Raw genomic sequence first — 13016 nt, forward strand, 5'->3', positions numbered from 1 at the left:
CTCGTGGGCTCGGAGATGTGTATAAGAGACAGGTGGACTTCTTAGTCGACTTCTTCGTGGACTTTTTGCTGGATTTCTTGGTCGACTTCTTTGGAGCGGCATCGGCCTGCTCCGCCAGCACCTTCTTGTGCACCAGGCCCTTTGGCTCCACGCCCAGCATGGACATCAGGGTCACGCCGTCGAGGAAGTCCTGCGCATAGGTGGCCACGATGCGGCGGGCTGCGCGGGAGGTCTCCTCCTCAAGGGCGTGATTCTGGTCAGCCTGTGGGTGGGTGTCTTGGACCTTGGGTGGCACGACGTGTCCTCCTGAACGTTGTGGAAACTACTTAAGCGCTTGCAAGAAAAGCTATCAGAGCAAATATTGTACGCTACCGGCGGCGTTTAGGGCCGCTCGGGTCCGGATTCGGTGCCCGGCTGCTCCGGTTTCTGGGCACGAAACGTTTCGGTGCCCGGCACGGTATAGGTGGTCTTCTCGCGCTGCTGCGGCTGCGCCGGCCACTGGGTATCCTGCGGCCACAGTTCCGCGGCCGAGCGGGTGTGTGGCGCATGGTTTTGGGCCTCGTGGCGCGGGTGCTGCTGCGGCGGCTTCGGCCCGAGCTTGGGTGGTAACTCCGGGCGATTGACGCGCGGGGCAAACGGGGACAGCGGCACGCGCGGGATGCGCGGGGCCTTGCGGGCCAAGTGCGTGGCCTTATGGAAGGAGAAGCGGCCGATGCGCTTGAAGGCGGTGTACGGGCGGAAGTACTGCGGGCGGCGCAGGCGGCGAGCCACGCGCTCGCCCAGTACTACGCCGGCGGCCAGGGCGCCGGAGATGGCCAGCGCCATGGCCATATTGGTAAAGCCGGTAATCATCTGCTCATTGAGCGAGGCGTACATGCCGCGGTAGAGCATGAGGCCGGGCAGCATCGGCGTATAGCCCACGATCATGGTGATAAGCGGCGGAATTCCCCAGCGGCGTGACATCAAACCGCCAGCCAGGCCAACGACCACCGCGGAAAGACCAGAGGCAATCACCGGGCCGACGCCGAAGGGCACCACCACGAAGTAATAGAAAATCATGCCGGCCGCGGCCGTAAGGCCAGACATGGTGACCTCAATCCAGGCCGCGCCGCAGGCCAGTGCAAAGGCAGCAGAACCCGTGCCCCCAAGCAGCACTAGCAGTGGAATTTCGTGGTAGACCGGCGCGGCCAGCGTGGCCAGCGGCGGCAGGTTAAAGCCCAAGGAATCGGCCAGCTGGATGCCCACACCGACGCCGGCGATGATGGCGCCGGTAGATAGCAGCGCCTCAAAGAAGCGGGCGGAGGAGGTGACGGGGGCGCGCGTGATGCCGTCGACAAGCGATTGCACCAACGTCAGCCCCGCCACCAGCACGATGATGCCGGAGGCAATGATCTGCGCGGGCGAGAAATTAATGCCGAAAGAGGCCGCGACATTGTACAAAATGGCGGCCGGGAAGACGGCGAAAAAGCCGCCGACCACATTCTGATAAAAGGGCGGCAGGCGGTAATTAGCCAACCAGGCGTTCAAGCCCATGATGAACGCGGAGACTACAAACGCCACCATGCCGACGAGCAGGTCGCCGCCAAGCATCATGGAAATCAGGCCGCCCATCGCGCCCCAGCTGAGCATGACCGTGGACGGTTTATAGGGCGCTGGCATGCGGTCGATTTCGTCTAGGCGCTGCTCCGCCATGGCCGGCGGCATCTGGCCGGAGTGGATGGAGCGAATGAGCTTATCGACGGCCGCGAGCTTGGAAAAATCCACGCCAATGCTCGGCACCACGCGGAAGACGTGTAGGTTCTTGCGCTGCTCACCGGTGCCGATGGTGGTGTGGATGGTGATGGTATTCATCAAGATGTCCACGTGGCAGTAGTGCAAGCCATACGACGACGCTGCCAGGTGCACCTGGGCGCGCGCATCCGAGTTGGCGGTGCCGGCTCCGATGAGGATTTCACCAATGCGAGCGGCGATCTCCATAACGCCGGTGACCTGGGCGGCGTCGGTGAGATCAACCGGGGCAAGTGGTGATGGTGGCGGTGCGGCTTTAGCCGCGTCGATGATGGCTACCTGGCCCGAGGAAGCGCGCAGACGCTCCCGCATAGCGGACAAAAATGACACGGAAATAACCCTCGAAAAAGCGCTGGAAATGTGGGATAGGTTCTGCCTGAACTTTAGCCCCTGCACCCTGACAATGCATAGATGGGGGACCGGCTTTCCCTTTGGCGCTGGTACTCGGGTACTATGCAACGAGCGGGATTTCTCCCGCGGTGCTGGAGTGGCGCAATTGGTAGCGCAACGCACTTGTAATGCGTAGGTTGCGAGTTCAAGTCTCGTCTCCAGCTCAAAAGGAGGCTGGGCCCCGGTGTGGGCCTAGCCTTCGGTGGTTTTTGAGGGGGCGTCGATAAGCCGAAAAAGCCGGTCGACCATGCGTTGGCGATTGGCGGGGGACAGCTTGCGCTGGTTGAGGTGATCGTGCACCCACAGGCCGGTACTAAGAAGCATGACCAGCAGATCATCCTCGTCCGTTTCGGTGGCGGAAGGATCGACCATCCAGCGCGCATCCACCTCGGCCCACTGGGCGGAAAAATCCGGGTGCGTCTGGGAATGTACGCACATCAAAAGCTTGATGAGGGGATCATTTTTGCCCATCGACAATACGAGCGCTCGGGAGCGCTCGGCCCAGCCGAGCTCGCTTGCCGAGTGGCCGCCGGCCAGGCGCTCGAGTTCTGCTTCCCAGCGCGCGGCGCAAAACCGATGGCAGTCTACGAGCAGATCGTGGCGGGTAGGGAAGTGATAAATGAGTCCGGACTTGGACATGCCGGTCGCCTGCGCTAGGGAGTCGTAAGTAAGGCCAGAGACGTCCTCGGCGGCGATGATGTCGAGCGCAGCTTCAAGGGCTGCGGTCTTTTTGTTGAGTCGCGGCATAGGGATCTCCTGATTTCGGGTTATCTCGGAAACACCAGGCGGTTATCGCGGCTAGGAGCAAGGCGAAGCAAGCTAGGCCGCCGATGGTGGAAAGATAACCGGCATTGTAGGCGCTAGCGGCGGCCGCGTGGGAAGCGGGGTGATGCAGCGCGTCGGTACCCAGTTCCGCGAGGTGAGGGGGCAGTTCGTGGGCCATGAGCAGCGGCACGAGGGTGCCAGTCAGTGCAATGGAGAGCAGGGTGCCGAACTCATAGGAGACCGCTTCTACACCCGAGGCCATGCCGGCGCGATGAAGCGGAGCGGCATTGATGATGGCGGTGGAGGACACGGACATGGCCAGGCCCGCGCCTAGGCCGGTGAGCACGAGGGCGGAGACGAGCAGGGGAAGCGTCTCACCCCGGCTCACCACCACCAGGGCCATGCCGGCGGCCATGAGCAAGAATCCGCCGCTAATGAGTGGGAGGAACCCCACGCGATGCAAGGTGGCACCACCCAGGATGGAGGTAGGGATGGCAGATAGAGCCATGGCGGAGATGATGAGGCCGGCGTGGAGGGGCGAGAGGGCGTCGACAAGCTGCAGCTTTTGGGTACTCAGCAGCTCCAGTCCGGCGAGGCCGAACATGGCGCCGCCGGCCGTTAGGGCCCCGCCGCTGAAGATGCGGGAGCCAAAGATGTCGAAGGTCAGCAGGGGATCTGACAAGCGAGCCTGGCGGCGGCCAAAGGCGAGCGCGCCGCAGATGAAGACGATGCCTGCGGCGGCGCTCACCGGCCAGTTGTGTGCCAGGGATTTAATGGACAGCACTAGGCTGGCGAGAGTGATAAGGGAATACAGGGACGAGGGGCAGTCCCAGTGTTTTAGGGGGTTCGGAGCGTTTGGCGGGGCAAGGAACAGGGTCAGCACGATGGTCACGACCACAATCGGGACATTGAGCAAAAAGACCGAGCCCCACCAGAAGTGCTCCAAAAAGAAGCCGCCCACGGTGGGGCCGGCCGCCGCGCCGATGACGGCGACAGAACCCCAGATGCCAATGGCCGTGTTGCGCTCCACCTCATCGGGAAAGGTCAGGCGGAGAAGCGCCAGGCTCGACGGCATCATGATGGCGGCGCCGCAGCCCAAGAAGGCGCGGCCTAAAACCAGCGTCCAAGCGCTGGGGGAATAGGCGGCGAGCAGGGAAGCGCCGCCGAAGACGGCCAAGCCGATGAGAAACATCCGCCGGTGGCCGGTGCGATCGCCCAACGTGCCGGCGCCAAGAAGGAGCCCGGAGAGCACCAACGCGTAGGCGTTGATAATCCAGAGTTGCTGGGTATCGGTGGTGTGCAATTGCTGCGATAGCTGCGGCAATGCGGTGTAGAGGATGGAATTATCCAGCCCAACCATGAGTAACCCCAGAGAGATGACGGCGCAGAAAGACCACCGCTGGGTGGCCGTGGAGGCCGCAGCGATGTGGCTTTGTGCGCGGGGCGGGTGGATACTCATAGCGCAGTAAACCGTACCGAACGGTCGTTACAGTTTGCAGCCGAAGATAGGTTAGTATTACCTTCCTCACAGCTGGGTGCAGTGTGTGAGTGTATAAGAGAATAGTGGACTTTCCTGTGCTCTAAGTAGCACAGTGGTATTAACACCAATTAAGAGTTAAAGGATGATTTTTAATGGCACGTAACTATGCAGAACAGCTAGTCGACACCCTGGAAAAGCAGGGTGTCGAGCGCATTTATGGCCTCGTCGGTGACTCCCTGAACCCGATTGTGGACGCCGTTCGCCGCTCCTCCATCGAGTGGATCCACGTCCGCAACGAGGAAGCAGCAGCCTTCGCTGCCGAGGCAGATTCCCTGACCACGGGCAAGCTGGCTGTATGTGCCGCATCCTGCGGCCCGGGCAATACCCACCTGATCCAGGGCCTGTACGACGCCCACCGCAACGGCGCCAAGGTGCTGGCACTGGCTTCCCACATCCCATCCCGCCAGATCGGCTCCAAGTTCTTCCAGGAGACCCACCCAGAGGCAATCTTCCAGGAGTGCTCTGGCTACTGCGAGATGGTCAACTCCGCTGAGCAGGGCGGCGTTGTCTTGCACCACGCTATCCAGTCCACCATGGCCGGCAATGGCGTTTCCGTCCTGGTTATCCCGGGTGACGTTTCTATGCAGGACGCTGAGGATGACTCCTTCGTCGAGTCCAAGATCTCTGCTGGCCGCCCGGTCGTCTTCCCGGATCCGGTCGAGGCCGCTGCCCTGACCCAGGCCATCAACGAGGCGAAGTCCGTCACCCTCTTCGTTGGCGCCGGCGTCAAGGACGCCCGCGAGCAGGTGCTCAAGCTGGCGGAGAAGATCAAGGCTCCCATCGGCCACGCTCTGGGTGGCAAGATGTACATCCAGTACGAGAACCCGTTTGACGTAGGCATGAACGGCCTGCTGGGCTACGGTGCGGCACACGAGGCCACCCACGAGGCTGACCTGCTTATCCTGCTGGGTACCGACTTCCCGTACAACGACTTCCTGCCGGATGCCAACGTGGCACAGGTGGACATCAACGGCTCCCACATCGGCCGCCGCACCAAGATTTCTTACCCGGTCACCGGTGACGTAGCCGCCACCATCGAGAACATCTTGCCGCACGTGGATGAGAAGAAGGATCGCTCCTTCCTGGACAAGATGCTCAAGAAGCACTACGGCAAGCTGGAGCACGTCGTTGAGGCTTATACCTCCAACGTGGACAAGCACACCCCGATCCACCCGGAGTATGTTGCTGACCTCATTGACAAGAACGCCGATGAGGATGCCATCTTCACCGTCGATACCGGCATGTGCAACGTGTGGGGCGCTCGCTACATCACCGCCAACGGCAAGCGCGAGCAGATCGGCTCCTTCCGCCATGGCACCATGGCCAACGCCCTGCCACAGGCACTGGGTGCACAGGCCGCTAACCCGGGCCGCCAGGTCATCACCTTCTCCGGTGACGGCGGACTGTCCATGCTGATGGGTGAGCTGCTCACCGTGAAGCTGCACAACCTGCCTATCAAGATGTTCGTGTTCAACAACTCTTCCCTGGGCATGGTCAAGCTGGAGATGCTGGTGCAGGGTCTGCCGGAGCACGAGACCGACCACGAGTCCGTCAACTTTGCCAAGATCGCAGAGGCTTCCGGCATCAAACACTTCCGCATCGAGGATCCGAAGGACGCACCGGAGCAGATCAAGAAGGCGCTGGCTTATAACGGCCCGGCTCTTATCGACGTCGTTACTGACCCCAACGCCCTCTCCTTGCCACCGACGCTGACCATCGAGCAGCTCATGGGCTTCTCCAAGGCTGCCACCCGCACTGTTCTGGACGGTGGCGTTGGCCAGATGATCACCATGGCAAAGTCCAACCTGCGCAATATCCCGCGCCCGCAGGACTTCTAAATAGCGCGCTGCGCTAGCTGCCACGCCCTTCCTCACCTGGGGAGGGGCGTGGTTTTCTTTTGCCTCGACCAGGGCGCTACTCCACGTTCACAGGATTCAGGCAGAAACTCTTCAGTAGGCTGGGAAGCAAGCGTGCCATGATGACGTGTTAGAAAATCGCAACCTTTAAGGGAGTCTGAGGAGAACATGGAAGACACTAAACTCGCCAAGGTGCTTGTCGTCGATGACGAACCCAATATTGTGGAGCTGCTTACTGTATCGCTGAAGTTCCAGAACTTCGAGGTTTACAGCGCCAATTCCGGTAACGAGGCGCTGCGCATTGCCCGCGAAGTAAACCCAGATGCCTACATCCTGGACGTCATGATGCCGGGTATGGATGGCTTCGAGCTGCTGGGCAAGCTGCGTCAAGAAGGCCTGGACGGCCCGGTGCTCTACCTCACCGCTAAGGACGGTGTGGACCAGCGCATCCACGGACTGACCATCGGCGCGGATGATTACGTGACCAAGCCATTTAGCCTGGAAGAAGTTATCACCCGCCTGCGCGTCATCATGCGCCGCGGTGGCGCGGCGGAAGAATCGACCAACGATGCCACCATGAGCTACGCGGATCTAACGCTCAATGATGACACCCATGAGGTCACCAAGGCCGGTGAGCTCATCGAGCTTTCTCCCACCGAGTTCAACCTCCTGCGCTACCTGATGCAAAACAAGGAAGTGGTGCTGTCTAAGTCCAAGATTTTGGACAACGTGTGGCACTACGATTTCGGCGGCGATGGCAACGTGGTCGAGTCCTATATCTCTTACCTGCGCCGCAAAATCGATACCGGCGAGACGCAGCTGATCCACACCGTGCGCGGCGTGGGTTATGTACTGCGCACCCCGCGCTCCTAAAGTGCTTAAGTAATGGAAGATTCACAGGAGACCCAGGGCCAGGCACCTGCGCCCGCGACGGCGACGGCGCGCCCGCAGTCCATGTGGCATGAAGGCCTGGGTCAAGGCGAAGGGGAGAAAAAGTCCTCCAAGCGGCGGATGTTTTCCCAGATTCCGCAGGCAATGCCGCTGCGTACGTGGTTGGTCATCCTCCTCGTTGTGGTCTCCGGGCTCGGCATTACGGGCTCGTCCTTTGCGGTGAATTCCATCATGCGCAACGTGCTCTTCAATAACGTCGATGATGAGCTGCGCTCCGCGTCCACCACATGGGCGCGCGATATCAGCAATGACTTTTTCATCGGCGATCACACCAAGCGCCCGCCCACCGAATACGTAGTGTTGAACTACCTGCCCAATGGCACCATCCGCTACTCGGGACCATCGTCGACTACCCCGAATGCGGAGAATATCCCGCTCGGCGGCTATCCCACCACCGTGGGTTCCATCGAGAACAACACCAAGTGGCGCGCGCTCGCCTTCGCGGATTCCAATGGCGTCATCACGGTCATTGCCAAGGATATGACCCACGAGAACGAAATCCTGCACGGCCTAGCCATGGTCCAAGTGACCATTGCCGCCATCGCCCTGGCCGCCATTGCGGCCGTGGGTTTCTGGTTTATCCGCAGGGCGTTGCGGTCGCTGCGGGTGGTGGAAAAGACGGCGTCGGAAATCGCGGCAGGTGACCTAGACAAGCGAGTCCCCAAGTGGCCGTTGCACACCGAAGTGGGCCAGTTGGCCGCCGCACTCAATATCATGCTGGGGCAGCTGCAGCGCTCCGTTGTGCGTGCGCAGGAGAAAGAGGAACAGATGCGTCGCTTCGTCGGCGATGCCTCGCATGAGCTGCGCACGCCGCTGACCAGCCTGCGCGGTTATACCGAGCTCTATCGCTCGGGCGCCACCAAGGACGTGGATCTGGTCTTTTCTAAGATCGATGATGAGTCCAAGCGCATGTCCCTGCTGGTGGAGGACCTGTTGGCTCTTACCCGCGCCGAGGGTACGCGCTTAGACATGCACCCCGTAGACCTGCTGGAGCTGGCCTTGTCCGTGGGCTCTTCCGCGCGTGCGGCCTTCCCCGGCCGTGAGATTAAGGTGGCCAATGATGCCAAGTCCATCCCGGTGGTCAATGGCGATGCCAGCCGCCTGCATCAGGTGCTGCTCAACCTAGTGACCAACGGCATCCGCCACGGCGGAGAGGATGCCACGGTGACGCTGCGCCTGCGCCGCGAGGCTAATGATGTGCTGGTCGATGTCAGCGATGATGGCAAGGGCATGTCCCAAGACGACGCGGCGCATATCTTTGAGCGTTTTTACCGCGCCGATACCTCGCGCACCCGCGATACCGGCGGCTCCGGCCTGGGCTTGGCCATCGTCCACTCCCTAGTGGAGCAGCACGATGGCAGCATTAGCGTCGACTCCGAGCTCGGCCGCGGCACCACCTTTACGGTGCGCCTGCCCGCGCTTGCCGACGCCTCCTCCGAGGCCTAATCCTCCTCCCGAACGCCGTCCTCGTTGCAGCCGAGGTGCTGACGGATGCGGGCGGCCGCCTCATCCATCGCGGCATCGTCTGTGTTATCGGCGTCGAAGGCCTTGGCAAAGTCATACTCTTCCATCTTCTCGGTGGGGAAGAGGTGAATATGGGTGTGCGGGACATCGAATCCGGCGATGATGTAGCCGGTGCGCGGGGTATCAAACGCGGTCTTGATAGCGCCGCCGATTTCCAGGGCGACCTCGTTGAGGTGGGCCCAGGTCTGTGGATCCAGGTCGGTCCACTTATCTACTTCCTCGATGGGCACGACCAGGGTGTGGCCGTAGCGCAGCGGCTCGATGGAGAGGAAAGCCACGCAGGTCTCATCGCGGTAGACAAAGCGAGCGGGTAGTTCACCATTAATGATCTTTGTAAATACAGAAGCCATGTGTGCCAGGCTACCCGCTGGTTATGATGGTGGGCATGCGCATTCTCGTAATTGGTTCGGGCGGCCGTGAACACGCCCTTGTCAAGGGCCTGTCCGCCGACCCTAAGAGCACCGAAATCCACGCCGCGCCGGGCAGCGCGGCCATGTCCGCCCTCGCTACCGTCCACCCGGACTACTCCCAGGTAGATAACGCTGATCGCATGGTGGAGCTCGCCCAGAGCATCGCCGCGGACCTCGTTGTCATCGGTCCTGAGGTTCCCCTCGTCGCCGGCGTGGCCGATGCCCTGCGCGCGGCCGACATCGCTGTCTTCGGACCTAGCAAGGACGCAGCCCAGATCGAGGGATCCAAGGCTTTTGCCAAAGACGTTATGGAGTCTGCTGGCGTTAAGACGGCCCGCGCGGAGCAGCTGCGCCCCGGTGCAGGCGAGGACGACATTGAGGCCGCGCTCGACCGCTTCGGCCCGCAGTTCGTGGTCAAAGACGACGGCCTGGCCGGCGGCAAGGGCGTGGTGGTCACCCCGGACCGCGCCGCCGCCCGCGCCCACGTCGATGCCGTCCTCGCGGCCGGCAACCCGGTGCTGCTGGAATCCTTCCTCGACGGCCCCGAAGTCTCGCTCTTTTGCTTAGTCGATGGTGAGACCGTCGTCCCGCTGCTGCCGGCCCAGGATCACAAGCGTGCCTATGACAACGACGAGGGCCCCAATACCGGCGGCATGGGCGCCTACACCCCGCTGCCGTGGCTGCCGGAGGACGGCGTGCAGCGCATCGTGGACGAGGTCTGCACCCCTGTGGCCAAGGAGATGGCGCGCCGCGGCACCCGTTATTCCGGTCTGCTTTACGCCGGCCTGGCTTGGAGCGAAGAAGGCCCGGCCGTCGTCGAGTTCAACTGCCGTTTCGGCGATCCGGAGACCCAGGCCGTGCTCTCCCTGCTCAAGTCCCCGCTGGCTGAGGCCCTCTACGCCACGGCCACCGGCACCCTCTCCGAGCTCCCGCCGCTGGAGTGGGAGGATGGCTTCGCCGTCATCATCGTCATGGCGGCTGAGGGCTACCCGGCTTCCCCGCGCAAGGGCGATGCCATCTCTGGCGCCGCCTTGGACGATCCGCAGCGCGTCCTCCATGCCGGCACCGTGCATACCGATGGCGCCTACCGCACCGCGGGCGGCCGCGTGCTCAGCGTGCTGGGTAAGGGCGCCACGCTTGCCGACGCCCGCGCAAACGCCTACGCCACCGTCGACGGCATCGAGTTTGCGGGTGGCTTTGTGCGCCGGGACATCGGCAAGCGAGCAGAAGACGGTGAGATTTCTCTCTAACCTTTCACCCCGCGGCGGGGCAGGCATGGAATAATAGCCACGTGGCTGAAAAAAAGAAGATTTCCAACGTCCTGTCCTCCCGCTATGCCTCCGCGGAATTGTCCAATATCTGGAGCCCGGAGCATAAAATCATCTTGGAGCGCAAGCTCTGGATCGCGGTCATGCGCGCTCAGAAGGATCTGGGCGTAGACATCCCCGCCAAGGCCATCGAGGCCTACGAGGCCGTGGTAGAGGACGTGAACCTTGAGTCCATCGCGAAGCGCGAGCGCGTCACCCGCCACGATGTGAAGGCCCGCATCGAAGAATTCAATGCGCTGGCCGGCTACGAGCACATTCACAAGGGCATGACCAGCCGCGATCTCACCGAGAACGTGGAGCAGCTGCAGATCCACACCTCGCTGGAGATCATCCGCGATAAGGCCATCGCCGTGGTCTCCCGCATCGGACGGCACGCCGCCGAGTACCAGTCCTTGGTTATGGCTGGCCGCTCCCACAACGTGGCCGCGCAGGCCACCACGCTGGGCAAGCGCTTCGCTACGGCCGGCGATGAGATGCTACTGGCCATCGAGCGCGTCGAAGAACTCTTGGCACGCTACCCGCTGCGCGGCATCAAGGGCCCGATGGGTACCTCCCAGGACATGCTCGATCTCATGGGTGGCTCCGAGGACAAGCTCGCCTCCCTGGAGACGGCCATCGCGGATTACCTGGGCTTCCACCGCATCTTCAATTCCGTGGGCCAGGTCTACCCGCGCTCCCTCGACTTCGACGCTATCTCCGCCCTAGTGGAGCTCGGCGCCGCCCCGTCCTCCCTGGCCACCACCATCCGCTTGATGGCCGGCAACGAGACCGTCACCGAAGGCTTCAAGGAGGGCCAGGTTGGCTCCTCTGCTATGCCGCACAAGATGAACGCCCGCTCCTGCGAGCGCGTCGGCGGCCTGCAGGTCATCCTCCGCGGCTACCTGACCATGGCCGCGGACCTCGCTGGCCAGCAGTGGAACGAGGGTGATGTCTTCTGCTCCGTCGTCCGCCGCGTCGCGCTTCCCGATGCCTTCTTCGCCCTCGACGGCCAATTCGAAACCTTCCTCACCGTCCTCGACGAGTTCGGTGCCTTCCCGGCCATGATCGACCGTGAGCTGGAGCGCTACCTGCCCTTCCTGGCCACCACCCGCATCCTTATGGCGGCCGTGCGCGCTGGTGTGGGCCGCGAGACCGCCCACGAGGTCATCAAGGAAAACGCCGTGGCCGTCGCGCTCAATATGCGCGAAAACGGCGGCGAGCAGGACCTAGTCCAACGCCTCGCCGCCGATGACCGCCTGCCCATGGACGAGTCCGACCTCGAGGCCGCCCTGGCCGATAAGCACGCCTTTATCGGCGCCGCCGAGTCCCAGGTCAGCCAGGTGCTCAACCGCATCAATGCGCTAGTAGGCGAGCACCCCAAGGCCGCGGCCTATACCCCGGCCGAGATCCTTTAAAACGAGCCGCGCAGGGCGTCTTTCTGTCGCGGTGCGCCTTCCTTTTTCGCATTTCGATCAAATAGCCCCCGAATCCCGCGCGGATTTCGGAGCTTATTTGATCGAAACGTGCTTGCTACCCCTGGGCGCTAGAATGAAGGTCATGCGATCTGAGCTTTCTTCTTATACCCATCTTGCCTCCGGCAAGGTCCGCGATATCTACGATGTAGACGAGAACACTCTTCTGATGGTGGTCTCGGACCGCATCTCGGCCTACGACCACGCCCTCGAGCCGGCCATCCCAGACAAGGGCCGCGTGCTGACCGCAACCTCGAAGTTCTTCTTCGACTCCATCGATTTCCCCAACCACCTGGCCGGCCCGCTCGATGATGAGCGCATCCCCGCCGAGTGCCTTGGCCGCGCGATGGTGGTCAAGAAACTGGATATGCTGCCCTTCGAGTGCGTGGCCCGCGGCTTCCTCACCGGTTCCGGCCTGAAGGAGTACAAGGCCAACGGCACCGTGTGCGGTATCGAGCTGCCGGAGGGCCTGGCTGAGGCCTCCCGCCTGCCCGAGCCCATCTTCACTCCGGCCACCAAGGCGGAACAGGGCGAGCACGATGAGAACGTCTCCTTCGACTTCGTGGTGGACAAGCTGGGCGCCGAGCGCGCCGAGGAGCTGCGCGCGGCCACCCTCCGCATTTACTCCGAGGCCGCCGCGCTCGCGGAGGAGAAGGGCATTATCCTCGCCGATACCAAGTTCGAGTTCGGCCTAGACCAAGACGGCACCCTCGTGCTGGCCGATGAGGTCCTTACCCCAGATTCCTCCCGCTACTGGCCGGCCGATTCTTACGTGGAGGGCGAGGTCCAGCCGTCCTTCGACAAGCAATACGTGCGCAATTGGCTGACTTCTGACGCCTCCGGGTGGGACCAAGCCGCCGACGGCACTCCGCCCCAGCTTCCCGACGACGTCGTTTCCGCCACCCGCCTGCGCTACATCGAGGCCTACGAGCGGCTTTCCGGCGAGCGCTTCGCGGACTTTCTCTCGCCCGAGGCCTAGCTGCCCTAAGGCTGTCTCTTATACACATCTCCGA

Annotated in this window: 11 protein-coding genes and 1 tRNA gene; 7 read left to right on the forward strand and 5 right to left on the reverse strand. The window is 62.4% G+C overall.

What is annotated here, in order from left to right; genetic code table 11:
* Together QP934_RS10725 and thrE are read right to left on the reverse strand one after the other, a co-directional pair.
* On the reverse strand, positions 1–295 hold a 295-nt coding region (locus QP934_RS10725), incomplete at its 3' end, for a hypothetical protein (protein WP_419127514.1).
* A gap of 86 nt (positions 296–381) precedes the next feature.
* Complete coding sequence (thrE, locus tag QP934_RS10730) at positions 382–2118, reverse strand: threonine/serine exporter ThrE (RefSeq protein WP_340419068.1); 1737 nt, start codon at positions 2116–2118, stop codon at positions 382–384.
* Positions 2119–2269: 151 nt separating this feature from the next.
* Between thrE and QP934_RS10735 the strand changes: the two genes are divergently transcribed.
* Positions 2270–2342, forward strand: a tRNA-Thr gene (locus QP934_RS10735).
* Between the two features lie 28 nt (positions 2343–2370).
* Here the strand turns inward: QP934_RS10735 and QP934_RS10740 are convergent.
* Both QP934_RS10740 and QP934_RS10745 read right to left on the reverse strand, forming a co-directional pair.
* A complete protein-coding gene (locus tag QP934_RS10740; protein WP_419127515.1) occupies positions 2371–2925 on the reverse strand; it encodes a TetR/AcrR family transcriptional regulator in 555 nt (184 codons plus the stop codon).
* A complete protein-coding gene (locus QP934_RS10745; protein WP_419127516.1) occupies positions 2891–4402 on the reverse strand; it encodes an MFS transporter in 1512 nt (503 codons plus the stop codon). Before QP934_RS10745 ends, QP934_RS10740 begins: the two co-directional genes overlap by 35 nt.
* 173 nt (positions 4403–4575) lie before the next feature.
* Between QP934_RS10745 and QP934_RS10750 the strand changes: the two genes are divergently transcribed.
* The 3 genes from QP934_RS10750 (at position 4576) to QP934_RS10760 (ending at position 8736) form a co-directional block, all read left to right on the forward strand.
* Complete coding sequence (locus QP934_RS10750) at positions 4576–6321, forward strand: pyruvate dehydrogenase (RefSeq protein ID WP_419127517.1); 1746 nt, start codon at positions 4576–4578, stop codon at positions 6319–6321.
* A 186-nt stretch (positions 6322–6507) separates the two neighbouring features.
* Positions 6508–7212 carry a response regulator transcription factor gene (locus QP934_RS10755; protein ID WP_005325775.1) on the forward strand — a complete coding sequence of 235 codons (705 nt, stop codon included), beginning with the start codon at positions 6508–6510 and terminating at the stop codon, positions 7210–7212.
* A gap of 12 nt (positions 7213–7224) precedes the next feature.
* The gene (locus QP934_RS10760; RefSeq protein WP_419127518.1) at positions 7225–8736 is read left to right on the forward strand and encodes a sensor histidine kinase; all 1512 of its coding nucleotides are present in this window, start codon (positions 7225–7227) and stop codon (positions 8734–8736) included.
* On the opposite strand, the gene QP934_RS10765 is transcribed toward QP934_RS10760, so the two are convergent.
* The gene (locus tag QP934_RS10765) at positions 8733–9164 is read right to left on the reverse strand and encodes an HIT family protein (RefSeq protein WP_337888651.1); all 432 of its coding nucleotides are present in this window, start codon (positions 9162–9164) and stop codon (positions 8733–8735) included. The genes QP934_RS10760 and QP934_RS10765 overlap by 4 nt on opposite strands.
* 35 nt (positions 9165–9199) lie before the next feature.
* Between QP934_RS10765 and purD the strand changes: the two genes are divergently transcribed.
* From purD to QP934_RS10780, 3 genes are all read left to right on the forward strand, one after another.
* Positions 9200–10474 carry a phosphoribosylamine--glycine ligase gene (gene purD, locus QP934_RS10770; protein WP_419127519.1) on the forward strand — a complete coding sequence of 425 codons (1275 nt, stop codon included), beginning with the start codon at positions 9200–9202 and terminating at the stop codon, positions 10472–10474.
* A gap of 41 nt (positions 10475–10515) precedes the next feature.
* On the forward strand, positions 10516–11946 hold the full coding sequence (gene purB, locus QP934_RS10775) for an adenylosuccinate lyase (RefSeq protein WP_419127520.1): 1431 nt from the start codon (positions 10516–10518) through the stop codon (positions 11944–11946).
* A 142-nt stretch (positions 11947–12088) separates the two neighbouring features.
* A complete protein-coding gene (locus QP934_RS10780; protein WP_419127521.1) occupies positions 12089–12982 on the forward strand; it encodes a phosphoribosylaminoimidazolesuccinocarboxamide synthase in 894 nt (297 codons plus the stop codon).
* The last annotated feature ends 34 nt before the right edge of the window (positions 12983–13016 follow it).

This window comes from Corynebacterium sp. MSK122, assembly GCF_030229435.2.
Classification (GTDB): Bacteria; Actinomycetota; Actinomycetes; order Mycobacteriales; family Mycobacteriaceae; genus Corynebacterium; species Corynebacterium marquesiae.